We start from the raw sequence: 14,038 nt of genomic DNA, 5'->3' as shown, positions 1-14,038 counted from the left end.
GGTATTTCCTCTGATTTTATAGTTGGTGCGCCGATTCAGATTGCCTCGGCGAAAATGCAATTCTTGCGTAACGACGCCGCGCATGCGAGCCGAATTGACGCGGCCCATCGCGCCGTCTACGTTTTGCGCAAACATCGGAATCCGGCGAATGCAACGGCCTGGCCAATGCTCTGTGGATATCCGGCAGATTGCCAATTCAGGGGACGGAAATGACCGGCGACACCGCAGCCACCATCTCGAAAGCGCGCGAGCATTCCATCGGCGACCTGCTGCGCCGCTCCGCAGGCCGCGAGCCGAACAAGCTCGCGGTGAGCTGCGGCGATGTCAGCTGGAGCTTTGCCGAGATGGACGCGATCTGCAACCGGCTCGGCCGCGGCCTGCTCGGCCTCGGCGTCAGCAAGGGCGATCGCATCGCGGTGCTGTCGCGCAATTCGCATGCCTTCGCCGCGCTACGCTTCGCGGCGGCGCGGATCGGCGCCGTGCTGGTGCCGGTCAATTTCATGCTCAATCCCGACGAGATCAATTTCATCCTGAAGAGCTCCGGGGCAAAATTGCTCGCGGCCGGGCCCGACTTCGTCGAATCCGCGCGCGCAGCCAGCGCCAAGGACTGCGCGGTCGAGAAGATGATCTGGCTGCCTGGCGAGGATCCTGCGACCGCGCCCGCGGGCCTCGCCACCTTCGACGATCTGCTTGACGCCGACGGCTCGTTCCTGGAAGCGTCGGTCGACAGCCGCGATCTCGCCCAGATCGTCTACACCAGCGGTACGGAATCCCTGCCCAAGGGCGCGATGCTGACCCATGAAGCCGTGATGTGGCAATATGTCAGCTGCATCATCGACGGCGGCATGAGCGTGGATGACAAGTTCCTGCATGCGCTGCCGCTCTATCATTGCGCCCAGCTTGACGTCTTCCTGGGACCGCAAGTCTATCTCGGCGCCTCCGGCGTCATCACGGGCAAGCCGACCGCCGACAACATTCTGGCGCTGATCCAGGCGCACAAGATCACGTCGTTCTTCGCGCCGCCGACGATCTGGATCGCGATGTTGCGCTCGCCGAACTTCGACAGGACCGATCTGTCGACCCTGCAGAAGGGTTATTACGGCGCCTCGATCATGCCGGTGGAAGTCCTGCTCGAGCTCCAGCGTCGACTGCCCGCCGTCAAATTCTGGAACTTCTACGGCCAGACCGAGATCGCGCCGCTCGCGACCGTGCTGCGGCCCGAGGACCAGCTGCGCAAGGCGGGCTCGGCCGGCAAGCCCGTGCTCAACGTCGAGACGCGCGTGGTCAATACGGCAATGGAGGACGTCAAGGTCGGTGAGGTCGGCGAGATCGTGCACCGCTCGCCGCATCTGCTCTCCGGCTATTACAACGATCCGGTCAAGACCGCGGCGGCGTTCGCCGGCGGCTGGTTTCACTCCGGCGATCTCGCCACCGTCGATGACGAGGGCCACATCACCGTGGTCGACCGCGTCAAGGACATGATCAAGACCGGCGGCGAGAACGTCGCGAGCCGCGAGGTCGAGGAGATGGTCTATCGCATCCCCGCCGTGTCGGAGGTCGCCGTGGTCGGCCTGCCCGATCCGCGCTGGATCGAGGCGGTCACGGCCATCGTCGTGGTCAAGAGCGGCGAGAAGCTCGACGAAGAGACCGTCATCAAGCACTGCGCCGGCCAGATGGCGCATTTCAAGGTGCCCAAGCGCGTCATCTTCGTCGATGCCCTGCCGAAGAATCCGAGCGGCAAGCTGCTCAAGCGCGAGCTGCGTCAGCGCTTCGTCGGCGGCGAGACGCTCGACAAGGCGGTGCAGAAGAGCTTTGGCACCTGAGCGGGCGCGCTTCACTGGACGCGCTGCGCCGATGCAGCAGGGCGGTCATTTCGGCAAGATCGTGCTCGAGTTCGCTTAGCCGGCCTCGCCGGAAAGCTTCCTGACGTCGTCCGGGGTCTGTCCGAAGCGGCGGCGAAACGCGCGATGGAAATAGGAGACGTCGTGGAAGCCCGCGAGCTGCGCGATCTCGATGATCTTACGGGTGCGCATGGCGGGATTTCGAAGCAACCGCTCGGCTCGCAGCAAGCGTTGCTCCAGCACGAAGCCGCTATAGGTGATGCCAGCCTGCTCGAACAGCAGCTGGATCGTCCGTGGGCTGATGCGATGCGCGGCCGAAAGACCGGTCAGCGACAGCCCGGGGCTGTCCAGCCGCGCCAGGATGTCGAACTTGAGCGTTTCGAAACGCGCCGCTGCAAGGCCGCGCATGCGCGCCTCCTCGGCGGCATCGCCGCGGGCTCCGATCATCAGCACGGCGAGGTCGAACAGGTGCTGCGAGACCGCGTCGAGCTCGGCTGGGGCGAGCTTGTCCGAATGCGTATGCGCGAGGTCATAGTATCGCAGGAACATCGATGTGATCGGCCTGGTGCCGGGAATCGGCTGCGCGATCAGGTCCTCGGCATTCGGGCACGCGCGTAGCAGCGCCTTGCGGGGCAACAATGCGGTTTGAAAGTTGCCGTAGGCCATTTGACTGACTCTGGCTCCCCTGATCGACGGATCTCCGATCGTGAGGTCGCCGGCCGCGACGTTCAGCGGGCGCCTGCCCATGGTGCCGCTCAGATCCGAATTCGGTGACATGACGACGACCAATTCGTCGTTGGTGCCCATGGACACGAAGCTCATCGGCGTCCCGTAGGAGGCGGACAGCCTCAGGCGCGGAAGGATGGCCGGCGTGATCGTCCGGTGCACTGGGCCGTCCCCGATCGGAACGAAATCGGTCCCCATCACCTTCCGGCAGAACTGCTCGCGCCACCCCTCATAGGCCGGCCCCGTCGGATCGCCGCTGAATGAGAGCTGTGGCTGTGTCATCGATCGGAAGGTGCAGGTTCGTCGGTGATTGGAGCAAGGTTGTACCGTCAGGCCGGTGCACCGCAACGGCAAAAGCGCGGGATTGCGTGATAAGCCACTCGCGATGACGCGCGAAGACCGCGACGCGGTGCCGCAGTTCGGTGCGCGGGATCGCACAAGCAGTACGGCGGTGTTCGCGCGATGGCGAAGCTCAGTATTTCTTCACCGCCGCCCCGAGCGCGAACCACAGCAGCATCGATGCGATGCCAAAGCCGCCGAGCAGCAGGAAGGTCGGCCCGTAGCCGATCCATTGCGCGATCCAGCCGCCGAGCGCGGGACTGAGGCTGGCGCCGACGCCCTGCACCGTGATCACGGCGCCCTGGCCGAGATTAATGCGACCGGTGCCGTTGAGTGCGCGCGCGACCATGCCGGGAACGGCGACCGTCTGCAGTCCTGTGCCGATGCCGTCGAGCACCTGCATTGGCACCACGCCCCACCATCCCGTGACGAAGAACGCCAGCACGCCGCGGATGGGCAGGAACATGAAGGAGATCAGGATGATCGGCCAGTAATTGCGCTTGCTCGCGGCCTTCATTGCGATCAGCGAGGTCACGACCATGACGCCCTGCGCAATGACTACGGTGGTCGCGACGAAGCTCGGGCCGTTGGCCTGTCCCTCGGCCACCGCCGCCAGTCCGTAGAGTGGGACGATCGCGGCGTTGCCGAGATGGAAGAGCGCCAGCGCCAGCGCAAGTACGAGCAGCGCGCGATGCTTGAGCAGCATCGAGAGCGCGTCAGGGGCACTGTCTGGGTCATCCTCCTTGCTGCCACGTGCGGCGCGGTCGTCGATTGCCTTGGCCGGAATCATCAGGACGCAGGCGATCGCGATGGCGCCGAACAGGGCGGCCAGCGCGAACACGGCAAAATAGCCGTACTTGTAGCCGAGATAGCCCGAGAGCGCAGCGCCAACCATGTTGCCGGCGTGGTTGTAGGCCTGATTGCGGCCGTTGAGCGCGTTGAAGCCCTTCTGCTTGGCGATGCCGAGCGTGATGCCCGTGACGGCCGGCACGATCGCGGCGCTCGCCAGCGATTGCGCCACTTGCGAGAACGTCACAGCCCAGAAATTCTGCGAGATCAGGATGATCGCAGAGGCCGAGACCACGCAGATGCCGGGAATCACGACCCACATCCGCTTGTTGCGGCTGGCATCGATGAAGCCGCCGATCGGCGTCGTGACCAGCATGCCGGCGACGTTGCCGATCGTCATCGCGGTGCCGATCAGGCCGGTCGCCCAACCGCGCTCCTGAAGGAAGACGCCGACGAAAGGCCCGATGCCCGACTGCATGTCGGCCATGAAGAAGTTGAGCGCGAACAGGGGCCAGATGCGGGACGAGGAAGGAGGCCGCGATGTCATCGATACTCAAGCATGCTGTTCGTCTGTCGTGATCCTATTGGCCCATCGATCTGGCGTTGACCCGAACGTAACGGACGCTCGCCGCGTTGGTTCCCCCTCACTGCTGATGCGCACCGACCTTGCCGAAAGCGCGTTCGCAATGTCATCCTGCGGTCTTCCTACGGAGCTCGAGCCATGCCACTCTGGACCTGCGAAACCTGCGGCGCGCAATTCCCGAGCGGTGGAAATCCGCCCGCCTCCTGCGTGATCTGCGAGGACGAGCGGCAGTTCGTGAACTGGAACGGACAGACCTTTCTCACGCGCGAGCAGCTCGCGCGGGCGCATCGCGTGGTGGGCCGCGACGATCTTGGCCTCACCGGGATCGGCCTGGAACCGAGCTTCGCCATCGGGCAGCGCGCGCTGCTGGTGCCTCAAGGCGACGGCTGCGTGATGTGGGATTGCATTCCGCTCGCAACCGATGAAGCCATCCAATACGTCGCAGCGCTTGGCGGACTGAAGGCAATCGCGATCTCGCACCCGCACTATTACGGCGCGGTCGCCGACTGGAGCGACACTTTTGGCGGCGTGCCGGTCTATCTGCACGCGGACGACCGCGCTTTCGTCACGCGACCGCATTCTTCGATCGTGCACTGGACCGGCGAAAGCCACCGGATCTCCGACGATGTGCTGCTGCTGCGAACCGGCGGTCATTTCGCCGGCGCCACCATGCTGCACTCGGCGCGCAGTGCGGACGGCAGGGGGGCACTGCTCACCGGCGACATCGCCCAGGTGACGATGGACCGCCGCTTCGTCAGCTTCATGTACTCCTATCCCAACTACACGCCGCTCAATGCAGCCGCGGTGCGGCGGATCGCGGCAGCCGTCGAGCCGCTCGCCTTCGATCGCATCTATGGCGCGTGGTGGGGGCGCAACATCGCCGGCGGCGCCAAGGCCGCCTTCGCGGCCTCGGTCGCGCGCTATCTGGCGGCCATCGCCTGAACCGGATCTATCTTGCTTGTCTTGAATAACTGTACTATAAGTACAGTATAGATTGCAGTGATGCAGATGCGGTCCGGCATGATCGATGCATCTTGCAAGTCGCGGCACTCTGTGGCCGCGTGAGCGGGAGTTGGACGCATGACTGGGCCGCAGGATTACGAGATTTTCGATGCCGGCGACGTCACGCTGCAATCCGGAGCCGTCTTCCCCTCGCTGAAGCTCGCCTACAAGACCTATGGCACGCTGACCCCGACCAGGGACAATGTCATCCTCTATCCGACCTCGTTCAGCGCGCAGCACATCGACACCGAATGGCTGATCGGGCCCGACGGTGTGCTGGACCCCACGCGCTACTTCATCGTCATCCCGAACCTCTTGGGCAACGGCCTGTCATCCTCGCCGTCGAATACCCCCGCGCCATTTCCCGAGGTGAGCTATCACGATGCCGTCGCGGTCCAGCACCGGCTTCTCACCGAGCGCCTTGGCATTTCGAAGCTGGCCCTCGTCTACGGCTGGTCGATGGGCGGCATGCAGGCCTATCACTGGGCGGCGCTGCATCCCGACATGGTCGCGCGCGCGACCGTGGTCTGCGGCAGTGCGCGTTGCGCGCCCTACAATTACGTCTTCCTCGAAAGCGTGAAGGCCGCGCTCACCGCCGATCCCGCTTTCCGCGACGGCCGCTTCGCCGAGAAGCCGGTCGCCGGTTATCGCGCCATGGGGCGCGTCTATGCCGGCTGGGCGATGTCGCACGGCTTTTATCGCGACGAGCTCTGGCGCGAGGCGGGCTTCACCTCGCTGGAGGATTATCTCGTCCGCACCTGGGACGCGACATTTGCCCGGCGCGACGCCAACGATCTTCTGGCGCAGATCGGCATCTGGCAGAACGGCGATATCAGCCGCTGCGCGAGGTTCGCGGGCGATTTCGATCGCGCGCTGGCGGCCGTCAAGGCCCACATGCTGCTGATGCCGGGCGCGACCGATCGCTATTTCGACGCCCGCGACAACGAGGACGAGCTCGGCCGGCTGGTGAACGCGAAATCGGCCGTGCTGCATCCGATTCCGTCGCTGCACGGCCATCGCGCCGGCAACCCAGTCAACAATCCGCGCGACCTGGCTTTCCTCAAGACCGAGGTCGCGGCGCTTCTCGGCAAGTAGGACAGGCATTTCGATCATGACCAACACGACCGTTTCAGAGCCCGGCCACCGCCTGAAGCCGCTGACGCCGACGATGCTGCGCGATCTGTCGGTCCGCTCCGATCTCAAGGGCGCTATGCAGACCGCCGGCCATTATGGCGCGATCGTGCTGGTGGGCGCGGCGATCGCTGTGGTTTCCTCGAGATGGGGCGTGCTCTGGGCGTTGCCGTTGATGGCGGTGCAGGGTTATGTCGTCGCCTTCCTGTTCATGGCGGTGCACGAGACCGCGCACAAGACCGCGTTCAGGAGTCGCGGCCTCAATCTCGCCGTGGGCCACGTCTCGGCCTTCATCATCGGATTGCCTTACGAATATTACTGCCTGTTTCACTGGGACCATCACCGCTACACCCAGGATCCTGACAAGGATCCCGAGCTGATCGTCGGGGTGAAACCGACATCCGACACGCAGCTCGCGATCGCCTATAGCGGCCTGCTCCAGGTCGCCGGCCGTCTCCGGCTGATGCTCGGCCATGCGCTCACCGGCAACGTCACCGTGCCCTGGATCCCTGAGAGCAAGCGCGCCGTCATCGTCAGAGAGGCGCGGGTCTATGTCGCGCTCTATGCTCTGCTGCTCGCGCTCTCGCTGTGGTTCACGTCAGCGCTACTGCTCTGGGTCTGGATCGTCCCGCTCATCATCGGACAGTTCTTCCTGCGGCCCTATCTCTACGCCGAGCACACCGGCTGCGAGCGCACCCGCAGCGCTTTCGAGAACACGCGCACCACCTACACCGCCGCGTTCGTCAAATGGTTTGCGTGGAACATGCCTTACCATGTCGAGCACCACGCCTATCCCTCGATCCCGTTTCACGCGTTGCCGAAGCTGAACGCAATCGTCGACGACGAGATCGTCCATCGCGGCCACGGCTACATCCGAACGACGCGCGAGACCTGGACCTGGTTTCGCCGGCAGCGGCAGGCCGGCTAGGCGGACGAGCGCCGATGGAGATTCCCGTAGTTTGTCGTGGGTTTGCCGGCTTCCGATAGCGCGCTTTACGACGTGTTCATGCACTTGCTCGATGGCCCGGAGCATTCCCATACCGTGCCGTCGCGCTCGACATAAACCTGATCAAAATCAATCACTTGGCGCCTCGAAGAAGATGCCTAACGAATCCCTCCGGATCGGGAAAGTTTTAGCCGTGTTGTATTCATGACCAGGCGAGGCCGCTACTGTAAGCGTTGGGGTCATCAACGCCGCCGACGTCTGGAGAGTTTGGTGATGAGTGCGATGAGAGGCCGTCTTCTCGTGGTCGACGACGACCTGGTGCAGCGAGTTCTGATCGGCAAGATCGGGGCGAAACTCGGCTACGAAACGGTCGTTGCGTCCTCCTATGAGGCCGCAACCGAGCTGCTGGGCCGCGAGGCCTTCGAGATCATGGCGCTCGACCTGTCGCTCGGAGAGCGGGACGGGGTGGAGCTGTTGCACTTCGTCGCCGAGCGAGGCCTCCGCGAGATGTCGATCGTCATCATCAGCGGCTGCGACGATCGTATCATGAAGGCCACGCGACGGGTCGCGAACGGGTTGAAGCTGTCGGTCGGCGGATGCCTGACAAAGCCGCTCGATCTGAACCGCTTGCGCAGCGCACTCGAATCTCCGCGGCGTGCGCCGCTGGCCGCGGCATCGACCTCGCCGCAGCTCCCGATCACGCCGGCGAGAATCATGCGTGGCCTCGCCGACCGCGAATTCTTCGTCGAGTTTCAGCCGAAAATCTCGCTTGAGACCGGAAGGGTCGTCGGCGCCGAGGCCCTCGCACGCTGGCGCACCGCCGAATTCGGCATGGTCTCGCCCATGGTCTTCATTCCGATCGCCGAGGAGGCCGGCCTCATGCGCGAGGTGACCGATTGCATCCTGTCATCGGCGATGTCGCAGGGCCGCAAGCTGATCGAGCGCAATCCCGGCTTCACCATTGCCGTCAACATCTCGGGCTCGCTGATGTCCGATCTGGCCTTGCCCGACCGGATCGAGGAGATCCTGCGCCGCGAGAACATCTCGCCGACCTCGCTGACGGTGGAGATCACCGAGACTTCGGCCATGGCCGACGTCGAGCGTGCCAACGACATCCTGGTGCGGCTGCGGCTCAAGAAGATCGGGACGGCCATCGACGATTTCGGCACCGGCTATTCGTCGCTCGCGGCCCTGGCGCGGCTGCCGTTCAGCGAGCTGAAGATCGATCAGTCCTTCATCAAGGGCTGCGAATCCGACGATGATATGATGAAGATCGTCGATGCCTCGGTGGCGCTGGCGAAGGCGTTCAACATGAAGGTCGTGGCCGAGGGCGTCGAGAGCTCCGAAGCGCTCGAGATCATCCGCCGCATCGGCTGCGATGTCGCCCAGGGCTTCTTCTTTGCGCCCTCGCTGCGGCGATCGCGCGCCGAACGGTGGATCTCCGAGCGCAATGCTCTCGCCGACGGGCACGGGGCATCGGCGACGCCGGTAGCTCTCGCAGGCTGAGATGGCGAACCCCGGTCGCCGGGCGACCGGGATTCGTCAGCAGATGCAGGCGGGCTCAGTAGATCCCGTAGGCGCAGACATTGACGACGCGCACGCGCAGGCCGTGACGGGTCCGGACCAGGCGTTCCTGGTAGCAATTGCTGACGCCGGTGTTGAGGTAGATTCCGCCGAAGCCCCAGCCGGGACCCCAGTGGTGATGACCGTGATGGTGATGGAAACCGCCTGCCGAAGCGGCGGTCGGGGCCAGAGCGGCAACGCCGAGCGAACCGGCGGCGATCAGACCGAGAGCAAGCTTACGAAACATCTTCATTCTCCATTTGGCGCTAGGGCCGTTGTTGTGTCCCTGCATCTCGGTCGGGCCGAGATGCGATCGCGTTCACGCGGGATCAGGAGAATCGTGTTTCAGGATTGTTTCGTGGCCTGCGGCGTAATGCGCCGGTGTGATGTTTTCCGCGCCGCGCGATAGCGCGCGGCCATCGCCTGCGTCAGTTCTGTCATCTTGTCGCGGAGATCGGCGGGCTCCAGCACTTCGGCCTCGGGGCCGAGCCGCAACAATTCGGCCGCGGCGTGCCAGGATGTCTTGCCGACAGGCACGCGCGCAATGCGCCAGCCGTCGGCATCACCGGCCTCTGCGAGCTGCGTACGCGCCTTGACGTAAGGCTGGCTCAATGCGTCGAGCAGCTTGACGCCGAACGGCGACAGCCGCACCACCGCGACATTGGGGTGCATCTCGGCCTCGAGACGAAGTGTCGCGGCCTGCCAATAGGCGGCCAGATCGAAATCGGTGGGGCGCTCGAAGTTCTCGTCGAGCGCCGTGCAGTCGAGCACGCGCGCGACACGATAGGTGCGCACGCTGGCGTCGACCTGGCCCGCGAGGTACCAGTTCCCGCCCTTCAGCACGAGGCCGAGCGGCGCGAGACGGCGCTGCTTCTCGGAACGCCAGCTCTGGTAGCGGATTTCTATCAATGTCCCGCGCAGCACCGCGCCGGCGATCGTGCGTAGATGTTTCGGTTCGTCCGCCTCGCCAAACCAGCCGGGCGCATCCAGGTGAAAGCGCCCCTGCATACGACTGGCGTCCTCGCGCAGATGGGCGGGCAGCGCCGCCATCAGCTTGTTCTGCGCGGCGATCATCGCCGCATCGAGGCCGAGGGCCGCCGCAGGACCGGGCAATCCGGTCAGGAACAGCGCGCCGGCCTCGCTCTGCGACAGGCCGTTCAGTCGCACGCGGTAGCCGTCGAGCAGGCGATAACCGCCCTCCGCGCCGCGGTCGGCGTAGACCGGCACGCCCGACGCCGCGAGCGCGTCGATGTCGCGATAGATCGTGCGCACCGAGACCTCGCAGGACTCCGCAAGCTCTGGCGCGGTGGCCTGCCCCCTGGCTTGGAGGGTGGTGAGGATCGACAGCATCCGGCTCGCGCGCATGATTTCCTTAAACCATACCTGACAGAGGATGTCAGGTATGAGTCTCTACAAGATGCGCCTTGCCAGAGAGCGCCCCAGGAGAGCCTGCCATGACCGATCCGAACCGCATCACGCTGTATTATTCGCCGCAAAGCCGCGCCACTGGCACGCGGGTGCTGCTGGAGGAGCTGGGCGCGCCTTATGATCTCCACGTCCTCAACATGAAGGCTAGCGAGCAGCGGAAGCCGGCCTATCTCGCCATCAATCCACTCGGCAAGGTCCCGGCGATCCGCCACGGCGAGGCCCTGGTGACCGAGCAGGTCGCGATCACCATCTATCTCGCTGATCTCTTCCCGCAGGCGGGTCTGACGCCTGCGCTGAACGATCCTCTGCGCGGCCCATATCTACGCTGGATCGCCTATTACGGCTCATCCTTCGAGCCGGCGCTGATCGACAAGTTCATGCAGCGCGAGCCGGCGCCCATCACGCAGTCGCCCTATGCCGACTACGACACCATGCTCGGCGCGCTCGAAGCGCAGCTGTCGAGGGGGCCGTATCTGTTCGGCGAGCGTATGACAGCCGCCGATGTGTTGTGGGGCGTGGCGTTCAGCTGGACCATGATGTTCGGCATCGTGCCGAAGAAGGACGTCTTCGTCCGCTACGCCGAGCGCATGACCTCGCGACCGACATTCCAGCGCATCAACGCGGCGGATGAGGAGATGGCCGCGCAGCATGCCAAGGCGGCGGGAGCGTAAAGGCTTTCGTTCTGATGGCGGGAAACGCGCCGACAATGGAGTATGAAGCGTCTCCTCGTGCTCCCCGACCCGTCCCTCAAAACCTCGGCGCTCTCTTCTCTGCGAACGCCTTGATGCCTTCCTTGATCTCCTCGCCGCGCATGCTGTCGCGGTGGCGCTGGTCGGCGGCACCATCATCGAGCTCGCCGCGGGCGAATTCGTTGATGGCGCGCTTCATGCCGGCCATCGCCTGCGGCGCGTTGCCGGCGAGAACCGTCGCGAGCTGGTCGACCTCCTCGTCCAGGAACTCCACCGGCACCATGGCGGTGAGATAGCCGATCCGCAGCATCTCCGGGGCGCTGATCTTTTGCGCGGTCAGGAACAGTCGCTTCGCGTTGTCGATGCCGAGCCGGGTGACGTAGCGCTTGATGCCGCTCCGGTAATAATGCAGCCCGAGCCGCGCCGCCGGCATGAACATCTCGGCGGTATCGACGCCGATGCGGAAATCGCAGGCGAGCGCGAGATCGGTCGAGCCGCCATAGACGCCGCCGTTGAGCCGGCAGATCGTCGGCACGCCGAGGTCCTCCAGCCGGTTGACGACGAGTTCGAAGGCAGAGCCCGCGCTCTGCTGCTCGTTTGCGCTGACGGCGCGCTCGGCGGCCGAGTTGAGGTCATACCCGGCGGAGAAGGCGCGGCCGGTGCCGGTCAGCACCAGCACGCGGATGGCCGGATCGGCCTCGATCAGGTCGAACAGCCTGACGAGTTCGTCGAGGTCTTCCGCCTGGAGCCGGTTGAGATGCTTCGGCCGGTTGAGGCGGATGGTGGCGCGTGCGCCGTCGCATTGGAGCAGGGGGCTGGTCGCTGCGTCGGTGACGTCCGACATTCTTGTCTCCATCGTACCTGTTTTGGAGGGCGCGGCCTTTCGCCTCGGCGTCGCGTCTCGGCAAAATCGGGATGCTGTGCCATCTCGAAGCTGTCGCAGGGCCGGAACGTGCGGCACCGCGTCGAGCACCCAGAGCACGCCGCCGGCCCGACAGCAAGACCTGCTGAGCACGCCGCCGATGGTGGCCGCGGCACAGGCCGCCCTGGTCGCGGGGGCTACCTGAAATGCGGCGGCTCGTCGTAACCGCGACGGCTGCTGAAGAACAGCAGCACCATCAGCCCGACGCCGACGATGATGGAAAACCCCGCGCCCAGCGCCAGCGCCACGTAGCCTTCCGTCGGAATCGGCTCGCCTTCGACCGCTATTGCGGAATAGGCGAAGTAGCCGGCCGCCGCCAGCATTCCCAGAAGGAGGATGATGAGGAGTGCACGCATGCGGCGGTTTTCCGGTTGCAACAGAACCAACGGTTGCAGATCGCGCTGGTTCCTTCCGACAGGGCGGAGGTCGCAGCCCCAGCCTCGTGCCCGGACGCAATGCAGCACGTCGTGATGCGCTGCAGCGGCAGCCTCAAACGACCCGGCTGGTCAGGCGCTCTGGGCGGTCTTCACGACCACGACATTGCTGTCGTCGTGCGGGGCGGGACCGGTACCCGGCACCGACTTCTCGGTCTCGCTGGCATGACGTTTCAGATAGTCGCGGCGCATGCCGATCTCGTCGCGGACGAACTCGTAGCCCAGCTTGAAGGTGTCGAGCCCATCGGTACTGATCGTGCCGTCTCGCAGTCCGATGACGGCGCCGCGCAGGATGCCCTCGAGCTCGTCCTGAAGGCATTCGAGCTGATCCAGCGAGTGCGCGTGCTCGATCCGCTCGCCGATGTCGAGGATGGCGGTGGAGAGTTCGCTGGCCTTCTCCGGCGCGATGCGGGTGATCTTGGCGTAGATCGCGGCGAAGATCGAGCCGATGACGCTGAGCGCGGCGGCGCCCACATACATCAAGTCGCTGTACTTATCCATGAACGACTTGGTGTCGTCGTTGATGTAATCGGCCGCGCCCTGGTGCGCCATCACGAAGGCGTCCTTCTCGACAGAGGCCGGCTCGATCCTGGTGGCAAAGCCGTTGTCGAGCCCGAGCGCGGATTTGTTCTCGTAGACGATGCGGGCGAGCTCGCCTGCCGTGCTCGGGGACATCCTGGATTGCGCCACCAGCAGCCATTCCAGCCCGATCGTGTCGAGGTCGTCATCGGGAATTTGCGGGGATGTCGACAGCGTGCCTGCCGTCAGCGTCTCGCTGGAAATGCCGGGAAGCCTGCGCGCCAGCGCCTTGGCCTCGTCGATCGCGTTGAGCGTGAAGCCGCCGCGCCGGGCGACCTGCTCATAGGCCTTGTCCCTGACAGCCCTGGAGGCATGTACGATGGCGACGACCGCGCCAAAGCCGTTTGCCGGTGCGAACAGCTTGTCGAGCGTTGCGCCCTGCGGCGCCATCTGGATCTTCGCCGCGTCCGGACCATCGGGGATGTCGAGAATGCTGCGCACGAAGGCGAGGGAGGATTCGCTCTCGGCGAGAACGGCGACCTTCTTCTTCTTCAGCTCGGCGATCGATTTGATCTTCCTGTTGCCGGGACCAAGCAGGAGCACGAGATCGTGCTCGAGGATCGCGAGCGTGCGCGCCCGCAGCGGGACCTTGGCGTCGGTGCGCAGGACGGCGAGGTCGGCCTGCTTGCGGTCGAACTGTGCGAGCGCCTTGGCGCCGTCGGCGTTGTTGACGATCTTGATCCGCAAGCGCGAGGCGTTGGACGTCAGCACCGCGGCGAGCTTGGCCGCGAACAGCGCCTCGTCGCTGTTGGGGGCGCCGACGGCAAAGGTCAGCGTTTCCGAATTGTGCAGCATCGCGCGGCCGGCCCAGACGGTGGCCAGCGACAACAGCAGGGTCAGCACGACGTAGAGGAAGACCTGCTGCTGATTGGTCTTGATCACCTTGGGGCGCCGGGGCGGCGGTTCGGCAAGTGACGAAATCGGGCCTTCAGTACTCATGGCAGCACTCTGGCCTTATTGTCTCGGTGGCGGGCAGCTCGCGGATGCGATCGCGGGGCGCGCCCTAAAATTCGTAAACGTCTGAAAAAAGAACGGTATTCTCTATCTGGGATGATAGCGCGAAGGC

General features: G+C 64.8%; 13 protein-coding genes. 6 read left to right on the top strand and 7 right to left on the bottom strand.

All coding sequences use genetic code 11. The annotated features are described in order from the left end of the window. The first annotated feature begins 209 nt into the window (after positions 1-209). Positions 210-1,823, top strand: coding sequence for an acyl-CoA synthetase (locus K410_RS0131805; protein ID WP_028138620.1), 1,614 nt, complete (start codon positions 210-212; stop codon positions 1,821-1,823). Positions 1,824-1,898: 75 nt separating this feature from the next. Here the strand turns inward: K410_RS0131805 and K410_RS0131800 are convergent, their stop codons facing one another. Then, a complete protein-coding gene (locus tag K410_RS0131800) occupies positions 1,899-2,849 on the bottom strand; it encodes an AraC family transcriptional regulator (protein ID WP_028138619.1) in 951 nt (316 codons plus the stop codon). A 190-nt stretch (positions 2,850-3,039) separates the two neighbouring features. Beyond that, entirely contained in the window at positions 3,040-4,242 is a 1,203-nt protein-coding gene (locus K410_RS0131795; RefSeq protein WP_028138618.1) for an MFS transporter, read from the bottom strand. Between the two features lie 174 nt (positions 4,243-4,416). On the opposite strand from K410_RS0131795, the gene K410_RS0131790 reads away from it, so the two are divergent. From K410_RS0131790 to K410_RS37560, 4 genes are all read left to right on the top strand, one after another. Further along, a complete protein-coding gene (locus K410_RS0131790; RefSeq protein ID WP_028138617.1) occupies positions 4,417-5,220 on the top strand; it encodes an MBL fold metallo-hydrolase in 804 nt (267 codons plus the stop codon). Positions 5,221-5,358: 138 nt separating this feature from the next. Then, positions 5,359-6,375 (top strand): alpha/beta fold hydrolase, encoded by a 1,017-nt coding sequence (locus tag K410_RS0131785; RefSeq protein WP_028138616.1) that lies wholly within the window; start codon positions 5,359-5,361, stop codon positions 6,373-6,375. A gap of 16 nt (positions 6,376-6,391) precedes the next feature. Further along, positions 6,392-7,339, top strand: coding sequence for a fatty acid desaturase (locus tag K410_RS0131780; RefSeq protein ID WP_028138615.1), 948 nt, complete (start codon positions 6,392-6,394; stop codon positions 7,337-7,339). 291 nt (positions 7,340-7,630) lie between these two features. Next, entirely contained in the window at positions 7,631-8,863 is a 1,233-nt protein-coding gene (locus tag K410_RS37560) for an EAL domain-containing response regulator (RefSeq protein WP_049820407.1), read from the top strand. Positions 8,864-8,918: 55 nt separating this feature from the next. Here K410_RS37560 and K410_RS0131770 read toward each other — a convergent pair whose 3' ends face one another. Beyond that, positions 8,919-9,167, bottom strand: coding sequence for a hypothetical protein (locus tag K410_RS0131770; protein ID WP_028138614.1), 249 nt, complete (start codon positions 9,165-9,167; stop codon positions 8,919-8,921). 98 nt (positions 9,168-9,265) lie between these two features. Then, on the bottom strand, positions 9,266-10,285 hold the full coding sequence (locus tag K410_RS37555) for a helix-turn-helix transcriptional regulator (protein ID WP_049820406.1): 1,020 nt from the start codon (positions 10,283-10,285) through the stop codon (positions 9,266-9,268). 89 nt (positions 10,286-10,374) lie between these two features. Here K410_RS37555 and K410_RS0131760 point away from each other — a divergent pair, with 89 nt between their 5' ends. Continuing rightward, positions 10,375-11,019 (top strand): glutathione S-transferase family protein, encoded by a 645-nt coding sequence (locus K410_RS0131760; protein WP_028138613.1) that lies wholly within the window; start codon positions 10,375-10,377, stop codon positions 11,017-11,019. A gap of 76 nt (positions 11,020-11,095) precedes the next feature. On the opposite strand, the gene K410_RS0131755 is transcribed toward K410_RS0131760, so the two are convergent. The 3 genes from K410_RS0131755 to K410_RS0131745 all read right to left on the bottom strand — a co-directional run bounded on the left by K410_RS0131755 (position 11,096) and on the right by K410_RS0131745 (position 13,911). Beyond that, positions 11,096-11,881 (bottom strand): enoyl-CoA hydratase/isomerase family protein, encoded by a 786-nt coding sequence (locus K410_RS0131755; RefSeq protein ID WP_028138612.1) that lies wholly within the window; start codon positions 11,879-11,881, stop codon positions 11,096-11,098. 215 nt (positions 11,882-12,096) lie between these two features. Further along, the gene (locus K410_RS0131750) at positions 12,097-12,315 is read right to left on the bottom strand and encodes a hypothetical protein (RefSeq protein ID WP_028138611.1); all 219 of its coding nucleotides are present in this window, start codon (positions 12,313-12,315) and stop codon (positions 12,097-12,099) included. 150 nt (positions 12,316-12,465) lie between these two features. Continuing rightward, positions 12,466-13,911 (bottom strand): TAXI family TRAP transporter solute-binding subunit, encoded by a 1,446-nt coding sequence (locus K410_RS0131745; protein ID WP_028138610.1) that lies wholly within the window; start codon positions 13,909-13,911, stop codon positions 12,466-12,468. Positions 13,912-14,038 lie beyond the last annotated feature (127 nt).

This window comes from Bradyrhizobium sp. 22, assembly GCF_000482425.1.
In the GTDB taxonomy this organism is placed as follows: Bacteria; Pseudomonadota; Alphaproteobacteria; order Rhizobiales; family Xanthobacteraceae; genus Bradyrhizobium; species Bradyrhizobium japonicum_B.
Note: the sequence above shows the minus strand (reverse complement) of the source record. Positions and strands in the feature narration are given on the sequence as shown.

What these genes read in the sequence shown, in the direction of transcription:
- K410_RS0131805 (WP_028138620.1), top strand. Translation starts at nt 210, where the DNA reads ATGACCGGCGACACCGCAGCCACCATCTCGAAAGCGCGCGAGCATTCC.
- K410_RS0131800 (WP_028138619.1), bottom strand. Translation starts at nt 2,849, where the DNA reads ATGACACAGCCACAGCTCTCATTCAGCGGCGATCCGACGGGGCCGGCC.
- K410_RS0131795 (WP_028138618.1), bottom strand. Translation starts at nt 4,242, where the DNA reads ATGACATCGCGGCCTCCTTCCTCGTCCCGCATCTGGCCCCTGTTCGCG.
- K410_RS0131790 (WP_028138617.1), top strand. Translation starts at nt 4,417, where the DNA reads ATGCCACTCTGGACCTGCGAAACCTGCGGCGCGCAATTCCCGAGCGGT.
- K410_RS0131785 (WP_028138616.1), top strand. Translation starts at nt 5,359, where the DNA reads ATGACTGGGCCGCAGGATTACGAGATTTTCGATGCCGGCGACGTCACG.
- K410_RS0131780 (WP_028138615.1), top strand. Translation starts at nt 6,392, where the DNA reads ATGACCAACACGACCGTTTCAGAGCCCGGCCACCGCCTGAAGCCGCTG.
- K410_RS37560 (WP_049820407.1), top strand. Translation starts at nt 7,631, where the DNA reads ATGAGTGCGATGAGAGGCCGTCTTCTCGTGGTCGACGACGACCTGGTG.
- K410_RS0131770 (WP_028138614.1), bottom strand. Translation starts at nt 9,167, where the DNA reads ATGTTTCGTAAGCTTGCTCTCGGTCTGATCGCCGCCGGTTCGCTCGGC.
- K410_RS37555 (WP_049820406.1), bottom strand. Translation starts at nt 10,285, where the DNA reads ATGCGCGCGAGCCGGATGCTGTCGATCCTCACCACCCTCCAAGCCAGG.
- K410_RS0131760 (WP_028138613.1), top strand. Translation starts at nt 10,375, where the DNA reads ATGACCGATCCGAACCGCATCACGCTGTATTATTCGCCGCAAAGCCGC.
- K410_RS0131755 (WP_028138612.1), bottom strand. Translation starts at nt 11,881, where the DNA reads ATGTCGGACGTCACCGACGCAGCGACCAGCCCCCTGCTCCAATGCGAC.
- K410_RS0131750 (WP_028138611.1), bottom strand. Translation starts at nt 12,315, where the DNA reads ATGCGTGCACTCCTCATCATCCTCCTTCTGGGAATGCTGGCGGCGGCC.
- K410_RS0131745 (WP_028138610.1), bottom strand. Translation starts at nt 13,911, where the DNA reads ATGAGTACTGAAGGCCCGATTTCGTCACTTGCCGAACCGCCGCCCCGG.